The sequence below is a fragment of the Comamonas piscis genome, from assembly GCF_014109725.1.
Lineage (GTDB): Bacteria > Pseudomonadota > Gammaproteobacteria > Burkholderiales > Burkholderiaceae_C > Comamonas > Comamonas piscis.
On record NZ_CP058554.1, the window covers coordinates 4,593,860 to 4,610,221 of the forward strand.

At 63.8% G+C, this 16,362-nt stretch carries 15 protein-coding genes; 7 read left to right on the forward strand and 8 right to left on the reverse strand.

What is annotated here, in order from left to right; translation table 11 throughout:
• Positions 1–119: 119 nt before the first annotated feature.
• From HS961_RS20780 to rapZ, 6 genes are all read left to right on the forward strand, one after another.
• A complete protein-coding gene (locus tag HS961_RS20780) occupies positions 120–2,549 on the forward strand; it encodes a TonB-dependent siderophore receptor (RefSeq protein WP_182325287.1) in 2,430 nt (809 codons plus the stop codon).
• A 22-nt stretch (positions 2,550–2,571) separates the two neighbouring features.
• Positions 2,572–4,212: a PepSY-associated TM helix domain-containing protein gene (locus tag HS961_RS20785; protein ID WP_182325289.1), complete on the forward strand. Its 1,641-nt coding sequence runs from the start codon at positions 2,572–2,574 to the stop codon at positions 4,210–4,212.
• The gene (locus HS961_RS23670) at positions 4,209–4,526 is read left to right on the forward strand and encodes an iron transporter (protein WP_182325291.1); all 318 of its coding nucleotides are present in this window, start codon (positions 4,209–4,211) and stop codon (positions 4,524–4,526) included. Before HS961_RS20785 ends, HS961_RS23670 begins: the two co-directional genes overlap by 4 nt.
• Before the next feature lie 250 nt (positions 4,527–4,776).
• On the forward strand, positions 4,777–5,679 hold the full coding sequence (locus HS961_RS20795) for an NAD kinase (protein WP_182325292.1): 903 nt from the start codon (positions 4,777–4,779) through the stop codon (positions 5,677–5,679).
• Complete coding sequence (recN, locus tag HS961_RS20800) at positions 5,676–7,334, forward strand: DNA repair protein RecN (protein WP_182325294.1); 1,659 nt, start codon at positions 5,676–5,678, stop codon at positions 7,332–7,334. The genes HS961_RS20795 and recN overlap by 4 nt, the downstream gene beginning before the upstream one ends.
• Complete coding sequence (gene rapZ, locus HS961_RS20805) at positions 7,324–8,217, forward strand: RNase adapter RapZ (RefSeq protein WP_182325296.1); 894 nt, start codon at positions 7,324–7,326, stop codon at positions 8,215–8,217. Before recN ends, rapZ begins: the two co-directional genes overlap by 11 nt.
• Here the strand turns inward: rapZ and HS961_RS20810 are convergent, their stop codons facing one another.
• The 8 genes from HS961_RS20810 to HS961_RS20845 all read right to left on the reverse strand — a co-directional run bounded on the left by HS961_RS20810 (position 8,218) and on the right by HS961_RS20845 (position 15,161).
• Entirely contained in the window at positions 8,218–8,454 is a 237-nt protein-coding gene (locus HS961_RS20810; RefSeq protein ID WP_182325298.1) for a DUF2789 domain-containing protein, read from the reverse strand.
• A gap of 35 nt (positions 8,455–8,489) precedes the next feature.
• Complete coding sequence (locus HS961_RS20815) at positions 8,490–8,864, reverse strand: DUF1622 domain-containing protein (protein WP_182325300.1); 375 nt, start codon at positions 8,862–8,864, stop codon at positions 8,490–8,492.
• Positions 8,865–9,025: 161 nt separating this feature from the next.
• Positions 9,026–9,727 (reverse strand): hydrolase, encoded by a 702-nt coding sequence (locus HS961_RS20820; protein WP_182325302.1) that lies wholly within the window; start codon positions 9,725–9,727, stop codon positions 9,026–9,028.
• A gap of 254 nt (positions 9,728–9,981) precedes the next feature.
• A complete protein-coding gene (locus HS961_RS20825) occupies positions 9,982–10,974 on the reverse strand; it encodes an SLAC1 anion channel family protein (RefSeq protein ID WP_182325305.1) in 993 nt (330 codons plus the stop codon).
• Complete coding sequence (locus HS961_RS20830) at positions 10,967–12,589, reverse strand: MFS transporter (protein WP_182325307.1); 1,623 nt, start codon at positions 12,587–12,589, stop codon at positions 10,967–10,969. Before HS961_RS20830 ends, HS961_RS20825 begins: the two co-directional genes overlap by 8 nt.
• Positions 12,579–12,995 (reverse strand): DoxX family protein, encoded by a 417-nt coding sequence (locus HS961_RS20835; RefSeq protein ID WP_182325309.1) that lies wholly within the window; start codon positions 12,993–12,995, stop codon positions 12,579–12,581. Before HS961_RS20835 ends, HS961_RS20830 begins: the two co-directional genes overlap by 11 nt.
• On the reverse strand, positions 12,995–14,881 hold the full coding sequence (locus tag HS961_RS20840; protein ID WP_182325311.1) for an amidohydrolase: 1,887 nt from the start codon (positions 14,879–14,881) through the stop codon (positions 12,995–12,997). Before HS961_RS20840 ends, HS961_RS20835 begins: the two co-directional genes overlap by 1 nt.
• Positions 14,874–15,161: a DUF1427 family protein gene (locus HS961_RS20845; RefSeq protein WP_182325313.1), complete on the reverse strand. Its 288-nt coding sequence runs from the start codon at positions 15,159–15,161 to the stop codon at positions 14,874–14,876. The genes HS961_RS20840 and HS961_RS20845 overlap by 8 nt, the downstream gene beginning before the upstream one ends.
• Before the next feature lie 357 nt (positions 15,162–15,518).
• Between HS961_RS20845 and HS961_RS20850 the strand changes: the two genes are divergently transcribed.
• Positions 15,519–16,226: a response regulator transcription factor gene (locus tag HS961_RS20850; RefSeq protein WP_182325315.1), complete on the forward strand. Its 708-nt coding sequence runs from the start codon at positions 15,519–15,521 to the stop codon at positions 16,224–16,226.
• Positions 16,227–16,362 lie beyond the last annotated feature (136 nt).

Consider the following 16,362-nt stretch of genomic DNA (forward strand, 5'->3'; position numbering starts at 1 on the left):
GGTCATCGCCCGAGCGAAGCATTTATTAAAAATATTTTTCTGAGCCAGGTTGGGGTTTTGGCGGGCGAGCCGTCTACCTGAGAAGGATTCTTATTCATTCGTCTCTGGAGATCGCCTGCATGTCCCGCCTTCCCTTCCACCCCTTGCCGCTGGTTGTTTCCTTGATGCTGGCTGGGGCCACCGCCCAGGCCCAAACTCCCGCAGCCGCTGCACCGGCAGTGGTTGATATCCGCATTGCCGCACAGCCGCTGTCGCAGGCGCTGGACACCCTGGCCCGCCAGGCCAAGCTGGAGCTGATGGTGCAGCCGGCGCTGGTGCAGGGCAAATCCGCACCCGCTGTGCAAGGCCGGCTCAGCGCACGCCAGGCGCTCGACCAGTTGCTGGCCGGCAGCGGCCTCTATGCCGAGCTGGAAGGCAATGCCGTCATCGTGCGCCGCCTGGATGCCGGCGCCCAGAACCTGACCTTGGCGCCCGTGGTGGTGACTGCAACGGCCGAGCAAAGCGCCAGCACTGAACAGACGGGCGCCTACACCAGCCGCGCCGTGACGGTGGGCAAGGGCACGCAGTCGCTCAAGGACATTCCACAGTCCATCAGCGTGGTTACCCGCCAGCTGATGGATGACCAGAACATCACCTCGGTGTATGACGCGCTGGCCAGCACCACCGGCATCACCTTGGCGCAAAGCCCGCAAGGCGGCAAGTACATCTACTCGCGCGGCTTTGACTTGACGACCGTGCAGTACGACGGCGTGCCGCTCAACCGCGGCATCTACGGCCGCGCCAGCAACTACTCGGCGAGCATGGTGATGATCGACCGCGCCGAGGTGCTGCGCGGCGCCGCCGGCCTGCTGCAGGGCGAAGGCAGCCCGGGCGGCGCCGTCAACCTGGTACGCAAGCGCCCGCTGGACAGCGACAGCACCTCGGTCGAAGCGCGTGCGGGTTCCTGGGACCGCTATGGCGTTCAGTTCGATGCCAACCGGTTGCTGAATGCCGATGGCTCGCTGCGTGGCCGGCTGGTGGTGGACCATGAGGACCAGCATTCCTTCATCGACTATGTGAACCGCCGCAACACCTCGCTCTACGGCACGCTGGAGTACGACCTCTCGCCCGACACGCAGATCAATATCGGCGCCAGCTCCGAAGAGGTACAAGGCCGCCCGTCGATGAACGGGCTGCCGCGCTACACCACGGGCGCCGATGCGCAGCTGCCCCGCTCCACCTTTCTGGGTGCCACTTGGAACCGCCAGAAATCCACCAACCGCGGCGTGTTCTTTGATGTGGCCCACCAGCTCAATGAGGACTGGAAACTCAAGGTCGCCGGGCTCTACATGAAGGAAGAGCACGACATGAAGTACGCCGGCGTCAACCGCGCCATCAACCCGGCATTAATGCAGAGCGCCAACATCGTCGCGCACTCCACCGCCGAGCTGGAAACCAGCGGGCTCGATGCGCATATCACCGGCGGCTTCTCGGCGCTGGGCCGGCGCCATGAGCTGATCAGCGGGCTGAACTACACCCGCACCACCAACGACACGGTCTACGGTTTCAAAACCAACTACAACATCTTCAACCTCGGCAGCTATGACCCGGACATGCGCGAGCCCGATGATGCCGAGATCTACTCCGGCACCCGCGAGGCGCGCCAAGGCCTGGCCCGCCAGGTCGGCATCTACAACGCGGTGCGGCTGCAGCTGGCCGATCCGCTCAAGCTGGTGCTGGGCGCCCGTGTGAGCTGGTTCCACACCGACTGGGACACGGTGACCACGGGCGCCAGCCCCTCCACCTCCACCACCCAAAGCCGCGAGAACGCCAAGTTCAACCCCTATGCCGGGCTGATCTATGCGATCAATCCGCAGTGGTCGGCCTATGTGAGCTATGCCGACATCTTCAAACCGCAGACCGAGCAAAACGCCGCCGGCGCCCTGCTCAAGCCCATGGTCGGCAGCAATTACGAAGCGGGCCTCAAAGGCGAGCTGATGGACGGCAAGCTCAACACCGCATTTGCCGTGTTCCGCATCGACCAGAAAAACCGCGCCCAGGAGGACTACAGCACCAGCCCGACCTGCCGCAATGACTACTACTGCTACACCGACACCGGCGAGGTGCGCAGCCAGGGTTTTGATGCCGAAGTGAGCGGCGAGCTGCAGCGCGGCTGGAACCTGTTTGCCGGCTACACCTACAACCACACCAAGTACCTGAAGGACGTGAGCAGCGAGGGCCAGGTCTTTAGCAGCTACACGCCCAAGCACCTGCTGCGGGTCTGGAGCAGCTACCAGCTGAGCGGTGCGCTGCAGGGCTTCACGGTGGGTGGCGGCGTCAATGCCCAAAGCGCCAGCTTCCGCCAGATCGGCAGCGTGCGCGCGGTCAACAGCGGCCGTGCCGTCTGGAGCGCCATGCTCAAGTACCAGATCAACCGCCAGTGGCAGGCCACGCTGAACCTGAACAATGTGTTTGACAAGCGCTACTACAGCTCGGTCACGGCCCTCGTCAACGGCAACTACTATGGCGACCCACGCAATGCCATGCTGAGCCTGCGCGGCACCTTCTGACCTGGCTGCCGCCCCCGCGTTTATGAAAAACGGCTTTCGCCAGTCCATGGCCTGGCTGCACACCTGGTGCGGCCTGCTGTGTGGCTGGCTGCTCTGCGCCATCATGCTGACGGGCACGCTCAGCGTGTTCCGCGAGCCCATCACCCGCTGGATGCAGGACCGCCCCAGCGTTGAGGCGGCGCAGGCACCCGCCCAAGATGGGCTGCATGCGTTGGACCACGCGCTGGGCCAGGCCATGCGCCACCTGGCTGAGCAGGCGCCGCAGGCGCGGTTTTGGCGTATCGAGCTGCCAGCCCAGCCCGGCGATGCGATGCGGCTGGTCTGGCGCAGCGGCAGCAGCAACCACCTGGCCTCGCTGCACCCGGCCACCGGCGCACTGCTGCCTGGCGACCAGGGCCGCACCACCGAAGGCGGCCGCCATTTCATGACCTTCCACTACCTGCTGCATGCAGGCATGCCCGGCTATTGGCTGGTGGGCTGGGTGTCGATGTGCATGCTCATCGGTCTGGTCTCGGGCGTGGTGGTGCACCGGCGCATTTTTCAGGATTTCTTCACGTTCAGGCCGGGCAAGGGCCAGCGCTCCTGGCTGGATGCGCACAATGCCACCGCCGTCTACACCCTGCCCTTTTTGCTGATGATCGTCTACACCGGGCTGTTCATCTTCTACACCTCCTACATGCCCTGGCCCATGCGGGCGGCCTATGGCACGCAGGCCTCGGCCTACCAGCGCTTTCAGGCCGAGCTGCTGCACCAGGCCGCCGAGCCGGCCGACCGGCCCCGCACCGGCATAGCCGCCAACCTGGTGCCGCTCGGCCCTTTGCTACAGCAGGCGCAAACCCTGCTCGGCCAACCCGCCCGCATCATGGTGGTGGAGCAGCCTGGCGACCTGCACATGACGGTGCGGGTCATTGGCCGCGTCGATGAGGACAGCCAGGCGGCGCAGGGCATCCACCACCCAGCAGGCAGCGTTGCCTTTGACGGCGTGACGGGCGCGGTGCTGCAAATCCAGCACCCCAGCCAGCATGCGCGGAGCGCCACCGAGCAGGTACATGGCGTGATGGAGTCTTTGCACTACGCCCGCTTTGGGGGCTGGCCGATGCGCTGGCTGTATTTCTTCAGCGGCCTGCTGGGCACCTTGATGGTCGCGACCGGCACCGTGCTGTTCAGCGTCAAGCGGCTCCAGAAAAGCGCGCAAGAGTTTGGCCAGGCGACCCCCGCTGTCTACCGCGCCATCGAGGCCATGAATGTTGCCTCGGTGGCCGGCATTGCCGTCGCCTGCATCGCCTTCTTCTATGCCAACCGCCTGCTACCGGTGGAGCTGCCGGGCCGCGCGCAGTGGGAAATCCGCTGCTTTCTCTGGCTATGGCTGGCCAGCCTGGTCCATGCAGCGCTGCGCCCGCCGCGCCTTGCCTGGGTGGAACAACTGGCCACCGCAGCCGCCCTGTGCCTGCTGCTGCCCCTGCTCAATTTGCTCACTACGGGCCAGTTTGGGCTGCACTATGCGTTGCAAGGCGATGGGCAGCGCAGCAGCGTTGAAGCCGTGGCCATCGGCCTGGGCCTGCTGCTGGCTGCAGCCGCATGGCGCACCCAGCGCAGCAGCCGCGCCAGCGGCTCACCGCTGCGCCCTCGGCCAGCCACTCGCACTGCGAGCCCCGCACCATGAAGCACAAACCCCATCCCGTCACAGGTTGGCGCTACCGCCTGGCCGTGGCCAGCCGCGTGCTCGCAGCACTGCTGGGCGGCTATGCAGTGGCCGCGCTCATCAGCGCTGCGCTGACAGTGTTGTTGCTGCAGACCGGCATGGCGACCCGCCCCCAGGCGGTAGTCTGGACCAGCCTGCTGAGCTTTGCGTTGTATGCCGCCGCAGCCATCTGGGTGTTTGCCACGCGTTCGGCCACACGCGCCTGGACGGTGCTGTGCGCCGTGGCCGCGCCTTGCGCACTGCTGCTGTGGCGGTGGCCGCTGGGTGCTGCGTAGGCCCGCACGGGGCCAACACAGCAGCACTCTGGCCGCAGGGGCGGATGGGCAGCCGGCGCTCTGGATTTTTGCGCGCATGCAACAATCACAGGGTGGCTGCCAGGAGCGTCTGCATGCAGGCGCCAGGGCAGTTGCAGGCCTGGTCCTAGCCAGCGGCGCGGCATGCCTTTGTTAGGCAAGCGGCGACTGCCACCTGGGGCTGCTCAAGATATTCAAAAAGATTGCACCACTTTGATGATGTAATTTGCGTATGCAGTCTCGCTTTCAACACATTGCCCTGATCGGCAAACACCATGCGCCCCCCACTGCCGAGGTGCGCCAGCAATCGTATGCGGCCTTCAGCCAGATTGCCTGCTATATCGAGGCCCAGGGCGGCACGGCTTTCCTGGAAAAAGAGACAGCGGCCTTCACCGGCATGGAGCACTACCCCACGCTCAGCATGCAGGAGATCGGTGAGCGCTGTGACCTGGTGATTGTCTTGGGTGGCGACGGCACCATGCTGGGCGTGGGCCGCGAGCTGGCCCGCTACAACACGCCGCTGGTCGGTATCAACCAGGGGCGCCTGGGGTTTGTGACCGATGTGCCGCTGCAGACCTTCATGGGCCCGCTGTCGGCCATTCTGGCGGGTGAGTACGAGGAAGAAGTGCGCTCGATGATCCATGCCCGCGTGATGCGCGCGGGCGTATGCGTGTTTGAGGCCCTGGCCTTCAACGATGTGGTGGTGAACCGGGGCGGTACCTCGGGCATGGTCGAGCTGCGGGTCGAGGTGGATGGTCAGCTGGTCGCCAACCAGCGCGCGGACGGTTTGATCATTGCGACGCCGACGGGGTCGACCGCGTATGCGCTGTCGGTAGGCGGGCCCATCGTGCACCCCACGGTGCCCTGCTGGGTGATGGCGCCGATTGCGCCGCACATGCTGTCCAACCGGCCAAGCGTGATTCCGGACACGCAAGAGATTTCGATCGAGGTGGTAGGCGGGCGCGATGTGGCCGCCAATTTCGACATGCAATCGCTCGCCTCCATCCAGCGCGGCGACAAGATTTTGGTGCGCAGCGCCCCCGATAAAGCCCGCTTTCTGCACCCCCGGGGCTGGAACTACTACGCCACCCTGCGCAAAAAGCTGGGCTGGAACGAAGGGGGCATCACCCCATGAGCCTCAAACGCATTGGGCTGCGCGATTTTGTGATCGTCGAGCAGCTGGAGGTGGATTTTCAGGCCGGCTTTACCGCGCTGACCGGCGAGACCGGCGCTGGCAAATCGATCCTGATTGATGCCTTGCAGCTGGTGCTGGGCCACCGGGCCGACACTGGCTTTGTGCGCCAGGGCGCCAGCCGCGCCGAGCTGATGGCCGAGTTTGACACCCCGCCCGCGCTGGAAGGCTTTCTGGCCGACAACGACATGCCCGGCGAAGAATCGCTGCTGCTGCGCCGTGTGATCGATGCACAGGGCAAGAGCAAGTTCTGGATCAATGGCGTGCCCGCCACCGCCACCCAGCTGCGCAGCATTGCCGGGGCGCTGGTCGATATCCACGGCCAGCATGCCTGGCAGGGGCTGACCCAGCCCGAATCGGTGCGCCAGCTGCTCGATGCCTATGCCGGCGCCGACAGCACCGCCACCCAGCGCGCCTATGCGCTGTGGCGCAGCGCTGACAAGGCCTTGCAACAGGCCCGCAGCATGGAAGAAACCCACCAGCGCGAGCGTGAACGCCTGCTCTGGCAGATCTCCGAAATCGACAAACTCGCCCCCGGCCCGCAGGAATGGGAAGAGCTGAACACCCAGCATGGCCGCCTGTCCAACGCCCAGGCCTTGATGGACGCCGCCAATGGCGCCATCGCCAGCCTGGAAGGCGAAGACGGTGGCGCGCTGACCCAGGTGAACCGCAGCCTGCATGTGCTGCAGGACCAGGCCCATGTGGAGCCCGGTTTCTCGGCGATGGCCGAGTCGCTGGAATCCTGCCTCGCCCAACTCGACGATGTGCTGCGCTCGCTCAACGGCTACCTGCGCCATGCCGAGCTGGATCCGGAAAAACTGGAGCAACTCGACCAGCGGCTGGGCAGCTGGATATCGCTGGCGCGGCGCTACAAGCGCGCGCCCGAAGACCTGCCTGCGCTGCTGCAAGGCTGGCATGACGAGCTGCAGGCACTCGAAGCCTCGTCCGACATGGTGCAGCTGGCCGAGAATGCCCAGCAAGCGCAGCAGGCCTACCAAAAAGTGGCCAGTGTGCTCAGCAAGGCGCGCCAGCAAGCGGCCAAGCGCCTGTCGACCACCATCACCACGGCGATGCAGGACCTGGGCATGGCCGGCGGCCGCTTTGTGGCCCAGGTCAGCCCCGCGCGCGAGCCGCGCAGCGATGGCATTGACGATGTGGAACTGCTGGTGGCAGGCCACCCAGGCACCGACCCCAAGCCGATTGCCAAGGTGGCCTCGGGCGGCGAGCTGTCGCGCATCTCGCTGGCCATTGCGATATCGACCAGCCAGCTCGGCCATGCGCCGACCTTGATTTTTGACGAGATTGATTCAGGCATTGGCGGCGCCGTGGCCGATGCCGTGGGCCGGGTGATGCGCAGCCTGGGCCGCGACCGCCAGGTGCTGGCTGTGACCCACCTGGCCCAGGTAGCAGCGCGCGGCGACCACCATTTGCTGGTCGCCAAACAGCGCAGCAAAACAGGCACCACCAGCCATATCAGCACGGTGGCCGATGGCACACGCGTCGATGAAATTGCCCGCATGCTCGGCGGCGAGAACCTGTCTGCCACCAGCCGCGCCCACGCCCAAGAGATGATCGCCGGAGGAATGAATGACCGATAAGACTTCTGCCTCACCACCGCTGGAAGTGGTGGTCATCACCGGCATGGCCGGCTCGGGCAAGTCCGTGGCGCTGCATGCGCTGGAAGACGTGGGCTACTACTGTGTGGACAACTTTCCGCCCGAGCTGCTGCAGGCGCTGGTGGCGCTGGAGCATTGGCAGCATGGCAACCGCGTGGCCATTGCGATGGATGCGCGCAGCGCCAAGGGTCTGTACCTGGTGCCCGAGCAGCTCGACCGGCTGCGTGCCGCCGGCGCCCAGGTAAGGCTGATCTACATGGACGCGCAGCGCGATACGCTGATGCGCCGCTTCTCCGAAACCCGCAGGCGCCATCCGCTGACCAACGAAAAGCTGCAGGAAGGCCCACGTGCGCTGGTGCAGATGATCGAGGAAGAGCGTGCGCTGCTGGCCGACCTGCGCGAGCAGGCCCATGTCATCGACACCAGCAATATGCGCGGCTCACAATTGCAGGCCCACATCAAGGACTGGATCCAGGCGCCGCAATCGAGCCTGACCCTGCTGTTCCAGTCCTTTGGCTTCAAGCACGGCATCCCCATCGACAGCGACTACATGTTCGATGTGCGCATGCTGCCCAATCCCTATTACGAGCCCGAGCTGCGGCCCCACACGGGGCTGGAGGCACCGGTTGCCAACTTTCTGGCGCAGCAGCCCAAGGTGCTGCAGATGCAAAACGACATCATCCAGTTTCTGGACCACTGGTTGCCCGAACTGGTCAAGAACCACCGCAGCTATGCCACCGTGTCGGTGGGCTGCACCGGCGGCCAGCACCGCTCGGTCTACCTGGTCAATGCGCTGGCCCAGCACTTTCAAGGCCGCTGGACCACCTTGCAGCGCCACCGCGAGCTGAGCGCCAAAAAGGGCTGATCAGGCGTCGCGCAAAGCCACGCTCAGCTGGTCCACCACCGTGGCCCAGTCGGCATCGGCTGCAATGCTCTCCCGCAAAAAGCGCGCCTGCGCTGGCGACCAAAACGCAGCATCCGCCATCAGCACGGTATCGGGCAGCGGTCGGTGTGATTCGATGAACGCGCGGATCGACGCATCGTCATCGGGCAGGCCCAGTTGTTGGAACAGCGAGGAGAAGGGGTGGACAGTGGGTTCCATGGTTTTCCAAGTGAAGCAATAGAGGACGATTCAGTTTACCCCGCAGTTTTCGCGCTCGGGCTCTGCGGCTTGTCAGTCTCTGCCTCTTTCATCTCCAGGCGCAAAAAGTAATTCAGCGCCGTGCGGATCACCGCAATCGCTGCCAGCTTGCCAATCTGGTCCCAGCTGGGAGACACCGAGGTCGACAACACATCGGCTGCCAGCTGCAGCTCCAGCGCAAAGGTCAGGTAGCGGGCAAAGGTGACACGCGCTTCGCTGTAGCGCTTGTCACTGCCGGGCGAGAGTTTTTGCAGCAGCACGCGCAAGGTGGCAAACAGGCCCAGCAGGATGGCAATGGCACCCAGGCCTTCGACCAGCAGGCGCAGCCATTCCACGCCGATGCGCAGCAAATGTTCCGAATGTTCGAACATGGATCAGGGGGTGCCCGCAGGCACGGAAAAGTCGATGCACCCTAGCGGCCCATCCGATAGCGCGACATCTTTCAGACCATAAAAAAGGCAGGGCTGTGTATTGCACAGCCTGCCCTGCTTGGTGGCCGCGCCAGCATCTACTGGCGCAAAAGCCAATGCGTTTAGCGCTCGATCACCGGTGCATGCACGGGGGCCAGCACTTCGTGGCTGCCGTTGGTGCGCTGGGGGGTCTTGTGCACCATCGTGTAGGCATAGTCCACGCCCATGCCGTAGGCACCCGAGTGCTCCTTGGCAATGGCCATCACCGCGTCATAGGTCTCGCGGTTCTTCCAGTCGCGCTGCCACTCCAGCAGCACCTGCTGCCAGGTCACAGGCACCACACCGGCCTGCACCATGCGCTGCATCGCGTAGTCATGTGCTTCCTTGGTGGTGCCGCCGGATGCATCGGCCACCATATAGATCTCGTAGTCGCCTTCAAGCATGGCGCAGAGTGCAAACGTGGTGTTGCAGACCTCCGTCCAGAGACCGGCTACCACCACCTTCTTGCGCTGGTTGGCGGCCAAGCTGTCGCGCACCTTCTGGTCATCCCAGGAGTTCATCGACGAGCGCTCCAGGATCTTGTGCTCGGGGAACACATCCAGCAGCTCCGGGTACGTGTAACCGGAGAACGAGGCACTTTCGACCGTGGTGATCGTCGTGGGCACCTGGAACACGCGGGCGGCCTTGGCCAGGCCCAGCACATTGTTCTTCATGGTCTGGCGATCCATGGATTGCACACCAAATGCCATCTGTGGCTGGTGATCAATAATGATCAGCTGGCTGTTATGGGGCGTCAGTACTTCCAGTTTGGAGGTGGTGGACATAGTATTCAATCATCAAGTTAAAAATGCGCCAAAGTATTACTCTGGCAAAGCCCGGATTGCGTCAACCCGGATATCCGGTGCGGATGCCGCTAGATTAAATGAGCCATTGTCGGTGCGCCATACCTCTTAGGTGGGAGAGACTTATCCCTCCCCAAAGCAGTTCGCTGATATTCAGCGCAACTGTGCTGCCAATGCCGCGCAAATATTCACAGAAAAAAATATCACAACGGACGATCGAAATAATCCGCAAATAATCAATCCTCGCGGAATGCATCGCCGCTGTAGATATGGCAAGCGGTGCGCACGCCAATACCCAGAACAATGAGGCTGGCAATGCCCAGCGCAACGGCGGCTACCACGGCCGTCGCAGTGCTGGGCCGGGCGCTGTAGTAGGCGAGCGAGGCACCAGCCCAGCCGCAGACCGGGAAGGTCATTGCCCACCAGCTCATGAAAAAGCTGCCATGTGCGGCATGGCGCCACAGGCTGGCCAGCAGAAAGGCGATGAACAGCGCCAGGCAGTAGAAGATGTCGCCCATCGCGCCAGCCTGGCCGCCAGTGAAAGCCATATAGGCCGACAGCCCGATGGAAGGCGGTGCCAGCAGGATGAACAAGGTGGGCATGCTGCGCTGGCCCATGGCCGGCACAAACAGCACGCGGTGCAGCACGATCGTGAAGAACGACAGCCACAGCATCAGCCCCACCGAGAAGAAAAACCAGCTGACCTCGATATAGCCCAGCGGCACGCCACCGACCGGCACCAGAATGTTGCCGACCACCGGAATGAACCAGGCGGGGGTCAGCACGTTCTCATCCTGCGGGTGCGTGATCCAGCGGCGGATCAAGGTCATCGCAAACACAAAATGCATCGCGGCGCCCGCACACCACATCACATGCGCTGCCGGCAGGGAGTAGTGGCGCAGCCCAATGGACAGCACAATGGCCGCCACCGAAATAGCCGGGAAGAAGCTGGAGCGCACCGGGTGCGCAAATTCTTCCTTCACATCCTCAAAGCACAGCAGCAGCTTGGCCAGATGGGCTACAGCCAGCACCACAAACAGCAGCACCGCCAGCACCAGCAAGCCCTGGCTGACGACCAGCGGCAAGCCAAATACCTCATGGGCCTTGGCCCAGGCATTGGCGAGGCCACCGACGCCCATCACCATGCCGAACATCGCGACCGACATATGGGCCAGCTTGGGCTTCTCTGCGGCAGGGACTGCAGCGCCAGACAGCGTGGTATCAGCCATGGGCTTGTGCCTTGCGGGCGACCGGGCCATGGAGGGCCAGGAAATGGTGCACGACGGGAGGCTCAGCGCCTTCATGGAAGGCCAGCGCTTCATCCTGCATATCGGCATCGGCTTTGGACACGCGCTGGTGCTGGCGCAAATGCTCGGCCCAGGACTCGACCATGAACCATTCGATCACGCGCTCGGTCTCGCCGGTATGCTCCGCAACGCCCCAGGCATAGGCGCCATCGCGCCGGCGCTCTCGCTCCACCCGCTGCATCGCCTGCATGAAGGCTGCCAGGTTCTTGCGCGCAATGCGGTATTCGATCTGGATCAGCACGGGGCCCCGGTCATGGGCCACCGGCTCAGCCAACATCGGCTCGGGCCAGTGGTTGGAGGCCTGCAGATCGGCCTCTCCGGTAGGCAGCTTCACCCGGTTGAACAACAGCGAAGCAATCACCAGGCCCACACCGCCCACCAGCAAGGCGGTCGGAATGCCCACCTCTTGCGCGAACAGCCCCCAGCCCAGGCTGCCGCCGGCCATCGCGCCGTTGAAGACCATCAGGTAAATGGCCAGACCTCGGCCGCGCACCCAGTTGGGCAGTACCGCCTGCGCAACCCCATTGAAGGTGGTCAACGCAATGATCCAGCCCGCTCCGAGGAACAGCATCAGCACCACCGCCACCCATTGCGCCGGCGCCAAGGACAATGCGGCCATCACGCCAGCGCTGAGCACCGACGACAGCAGCACCAGTCCATCGGCACTCAGCCGCTGGCGCAGTTTCGGCAGCAGCAACGCGCCAACAATGGCTCCCGCGCCCACGGCACCCAGCATGACACCGTAAAAGCCTGCCGTGCCTCCCAGCATGCGGCGCGTCAGCAGCGGCAGCAAGGCCCAGACCGAGCTGGCAAACAAAAAGAACACCGCTGCGCGCAGCAACACCACATGCAGCTCGGTGCTGGACCGCGCATAGCGCAGGCCCGCGCGGAAAGCGCCCAAAAACTGCTCGGACAAGCCCGAGTCGGTGGCGGGCGGCCGCTTCCAGAACAGCAGCGCCACAATCACGATCAGATAGCTGCTGACGTCAGCGCCATAGGCCATCGCAGCGCCAAAGCTGGCCACCAGCAAACCGCCGGCAGCTGGGCCGATGGCGCGCGAGATATTGATGCCCAGCGAGTTCAGCGCCACGGCATTCTTCAGGTCTTCCCGGGGCACCAGCTCCGGAACGATGGCCTGCCAGGTCGGGCCCATCAGCGCCGCGCCAATGCCGCCGACAAAGGTCAGCGCCACCAGGTACTCCACCGTCAAGGCATTGGTCTTGGACAGGATCAGCAAGGTGCCGCTGACGCAGGCCAGCAGCACCTGCACGGCAATCAGAAAGCGCCGACGGTCCAGAATATCCGACAGCACGCCAGCAGGAATGGCCAGCAGAAACACCGGCAGGCTGGCTGCGGTCTGGATCAGCGCCACTGCCGTGGGGCTGGCCGATAGCTCGGTCACCATCCAGGAGCTGGCCACGTCGCGCATGAAGCTGCCGACGTTGCCCAGGATGGCGGCCACCCAGAGCAGCGCGAACATGGAATGCTTCAGCGGCGCAAAGCTCCCAGCAGAGGAATTGTTTTTCTCAGAGGTCATAGTGTTTTCTTAGATCGACCCAGGCCACGAGCACAAAGGCCCCCACCAGGCCAAGATGCTCGAAAAAGGCGTTTTCCACCGCAAAGCGCTCGGCAGCGCCCACGGTCCAGAACGCATTGGCCAAAAAACTGGCGCACAAGGTAAAGCCCGCCAGGCCCAGCGCTGCCAGCCAGCGCCAGACCCCGCTGATCACCATCAGCGAAGCGACGATCTCCAGCGCGATGGTGGCCAGGGCCAGTGGCGCAGCCGGCGCCAGGCCAAAGTGCTGCATCTCGGCCACGGCAGCGTTGAAATCCAGCGCCTTGTTGATGCCGCCTTGCAGGTAGGCAGAGCACAGCAGCAGCAGGCCCAGGCGGTAGATCCAGGCGAACCAGACCGGCTCGCTGCGGGGCTCGGTCGCGTACATCAGATGGCCCAGCAGGCGCAGCCCAGCGCGCCCCAGAAGCTCTTGAGGTCGGCAATCGGCAGCTTGCTGCTCCAGGCCGTGGCGTGCTGGTGGCCGTGCACATTGCAGTCATTGGCACAGGCACATGCGGCGGCTATGCGCGCGGCATTGTTCAACGGCGCTCCTTCTTGGTTGCCCCAGGCACCGTAGCCACCAAAACGGCGTACTGGCGACCAGTCCGGCATGGCCAGCGGAATGGGCCGGTCGTCAAAGCGGGCAAAGTCGCCCGCGCCCCAGACCACCTTGCCACCCACCACGGTCAACAGCGCGCTGGTGTCGGCAATATCAGACTCGGCACAGGCGAAGAAGTCGCGGTCCGGCACCACCAGGTCGGCCAGCTGGCCTTCAACGATCTGGCCCTTCTTGCCCACTTCGTTGGAGAACCAGGTCACCTTCTCGGTGTACATGCGCAAGGCGGTTTCGCGGTCCAGGCAATTGCGCTGCGGGGTCAGCTGCATGCCGCCCACCGTCTTGCCCGTGACGAGCCAGGACAGGCCCACCCAGGGGTTGTAGGAGGCCACGCGGGTGGCATCGGTGCCGGCGGACACATTGACGCCCATCTCCAGCATCTTGGCCACCGGCGGCGTGGCGGCTGCGGCGCCATGGCCGTAGCGCTCGACAAAGTACTCGCCCTGGTAGGCCATGCGGTGCTGCACCGCAATGCCACCACCCAGTGCGGCAATGCGCTCGATGGAGTTCTCGGAGATGGTTTCGCAATGGTCAAAGAACCAGTTCAGGCCTTCGAGCGGAACGTCCTGGTTCACCTTCTCGAACACATCCAGCGAGCGGCTGATGGTCTCGTCGTAGGTGGCATGCATGCGCCAGGGCCAGCGGTTCTGGGCCAGCAGGCGCACCACCTCTTCCAGCTCCCCTTCCATTTCCGGCGCCATATCGGGACGCGGTTCGCGGAAGTCTTCAAAGTCGGCTGCCGAGAACACCAGCATCTCGCCCGCACCGTTGTGGCGGAAGTAGTCATCGCCCTGCTTGTATTTGACCGACTGCGTCCAACGCAGAAAGTCCTGCTTTTCTTCCTTGGGCTTTTGCGTGAACAGGTTGTAGGCCAGGCGGATCGTCAGCTGGTCCTTATCCGCCAACTCCTGGATGATCTGGTAGTCCTCGGGGTAGTTCTGAAAGCCGCCGCCCGCGTCAATGGCGCCGGTCACGCCCAGGCGGTTGAGCTCGCGCATGAAGTGGCGCGTGGAGTTGAGCTGGTACTCATAGGGCAGCTTGGGCCCTTTGGCCAAGGTCGAATAGAGAATGCCGGCATTGGGCTTTGCCAGCAGCAGCCCGGTGGGGTTGCCAGCGGCATCGCGCAGCATCTGGCCGCCAGCGGGCTCGGGCGTGTCCTTGGTGTAACCCACGGCGCGCAGTGCCGCACCATTGAGCAGGGCCCGGTCGTAGAGGTGCAGCAGGAACACCGGCGTATCGGGCGCCACCGCATTGAGCTCCTCGATGGTCGGCAGGCGCTTTTCGATGAACTGGTGCTCGGTGAAGCCACCCACCACCCGCACCCATTGCGGCGCCGGCGTGATGGCGACCTGGGCCTTGAGCATTTCCATCGCATCGGCCAGCGAGCGCACGCCATCCCAGCGCAGCTCCATGTTGTAGTTCAGGCCACCCCGGATGATGTGCAGGTGGTTGTCGATCAGGCCGGGCAATACGCGCTTGCCACGCAGGTCGATGATCTTGGTGTCGGCGCCAGCGAGCGCCATAACCTCATGGTCCAGCCCCACCTTGAGGAAGCGGCCATTCTGAATCGCCACCGCGCTCGCCGTCGGCTTGCTCTTGTCCAGGGTGGTAAAAAGCCCGCGGTGCAGGATCAATTCGGGGGTGCTGCGTTCAGACATTTTTTTCGGTTTCCTGTTGAGTAGGGGTGGACTTGGCTTGCTCGCACTGCGGCAGTTGGCCAAACATATGGGGCTTGACCTGTTGCTGCACCCAAGACACACGCTGCTCTGCCGGAGCGGCCCAGAGATGGCGCACCAGGGGCGGCAGTTGCTCGCCCAGCAGGATGCCCAGCAGTCCGACCAAGGCAATCACAGGCGGCGCAGGTGAACGCACGTTGATGAGGGCATAGATAATGCCAATGAGCAATCCGGCAGCGGCCGACAACAGATAGGGTTTCATGACCGAGAGGGTGCAGTGGTGTACAGCCTCCAATTTAGGATTTCAAACCGCTTTCTGCGACTCCCGGTTAGGCAGCGCAGCCACCCCTCTAAATGGGTAGAAGGCATGCAAAAACGCGATATGAGCCATCGACATCCAGTAAGTGAGCGGCCAATTGCATACACAAAAACACAAAAACGCTTACTTTTTGCGACCACTCCGCCTGGGCTTGGCGAAAATGGAGCCTGCCCAGCCTGATAGCCGACCCATGCGCCTCTACCCACCCCCCTGCCCCTCGCCCCATGCGCCGATCTGCATGCGCCCACTTGCGGGCCAGGTGGGGCCATGCATGGCGCAGGTTGCACGAAAGGAGCGCCGATGGGATCGCTAGCCTCCGGTCCAGGGCCCTTTTCCCTCACACAGCAACCGCAAGGCCGCCCTGACTGGCAGTTTTTGGCGGGGGCCAAGGTCTTCGTCGTGGATGACGACAAGGCGGTCTGCGGCTCGCTGTCAAGCCTGCTGCGCTCGGTGGCGCTGGACTGCGAAACCTTTGCCAGCGCGAATGAATTTTTGCAGTCGCCTGAACCTGCAAGCCCCGCCTGCCTGGTGCTGGATATGCAGTTGCTAGGCGCTACCGGTTTTGATGTGCAACAGGCCATCGGGCAGCGACGACGCTGCTTGCCCATCATCTTTCTCACCGGCTACGGCACCATTCCCATGACCGTGCGCGCCATGAAAGCCGGCGCCACGGCGTTTCTGACCAAACCCTTTGGCGACCAGGAACTGCTGGAAGCCATTGACAACGCCCTGCACGCCGATGCCGCAGCACTGGCCTGCCTGCAGGGACAAGACGCACTGATCACGCTCTACCATAGCCTGACACCCCGCGAGCGCCAGGTGATGGGCCTGGTCGTTCAGGGTTTGCTCAACAAGCAAGTGGCTGCCGGTATCGGCACCAGCGAAATCACCGTCAAGGTCCACCGGCGCCAGGTCATGTCCAAGATGCGGGCCGCCTCGCTGCCTGACCTGGTGCGCATGTCCGAGCGCCTTGCAACGATCTTGCCTGGCGCGGATTCGCCTCGCTGACGGCCCTGCGCAGAACCCTCTCTCGGTGAGAGACGCGCGGACGCAGAGGGGGACGCTGGCGTTTTTTACAAAGAGCTAAGGATCCTCTGCAAAACCCTCGCCTAGCGGGATGGACGCGGATCGGGATGAGCCGCAA

Coding starts and splice junctions, on each gene's coding strand:
- HS961_RS20780 (WP_182325287.1), top strand. CDS start 120: ATGTCCCGCCTTCCCTTCCACCCCTTGCCGCTGGTTGTTTCCTTGATG.
- HS961_RS20785 (WP_182325289.1), top strand. CDS start 2,572: ATGAAAAACGGCTTTCGCCAGTCCATGGCCTGGCTGCACACCTGGTGC.
- HS961_RS23670 (WP_182325291.1), top strand. CDS start 4,209: ATGAAGCACAAACCCCATCCCGTCACAGGTTGGCGCTACCGCCTGGCC.
- HS961_RS20795 (WP_182325292.1), top strand. CDS start 4,777: ATGCAGTCTCGCTTTCAACACATTGCCCTGATCGGCAAACACCATGCG.
- recN (WP_182325294.1), top strand. CDS start 5,676: ATGAGCCTCAAACGCATTGGGCTGCGCGATTTTGTGATCGTCGAGCAG.
- rapZ (WP_182325296.1), top strand. CDS start 7,324: ATGACCGATAAGACTTCTGCCTCACCACCGCTGGAAGTGGTGGTCATC.
- HS961_RS20810 (WP_182325298.1), bottom strand. CDS start 8,454: ATGGAACCCACTGTCCACCCCTTCTCCTCGCTGTTCCAACAACTGGGC.
- HS961_RS20815 (WP_182325300.1), bottom strand. CDS start 8,864: ATGTTCGAACATTCGGAACATTTGCTGCGCATCGGCGTGGAATGGCTG.
- HS961_RS20820 (WP_182325302.1), bottom strand. CDS start 9,727: ATGTCCACCACCTCCAAACTGGAAGTACTGACGCCCCATAACAGCCAG.
- HS961_RS20825 (WP_182325305.1), bottom strand. CDS start 10,974: ATGGCTGATACCACGCTGTCTGGCGCTGCAGTCCCTGCCGCAGAGAAG.
- HS961_RS20830 (WP_182325307.1), bottom strand. CDS start 12,589: ATGACCTCTGAGAAAAACAATTCCTCTGCTGGGAGCTTTGCGCCGCTG.
- HS961_RS20835 (WP_182325309.1), bottom strand. CDS start 12,995: ATGTACGCGACCGAGCCCCGCAGCGAGCCGGTCTGGTTCGCCTGGATC.
- HS961_RS20840 (WP_182325311.1), bottom strand. CDS start 14,881: ATGTCTGAACGCAGCACCCCCGAATTGATCCTGCACCGCGGGCTTTTT.
- HS961_RS20845 (WP_182325313.1), bottom strand. CDS start 15,161: ATGAAACCCTATCTGTTGTCGGCCGCTGCCGGATTGCTCATTGGCATT.
- HS961_RS20850 (WP_182325315.1), top strand. CDS start 15,519: ATGGGATCGCTAGCCTCCGGTCCAGGGCCCTTTTCCCTCACACAGCAA.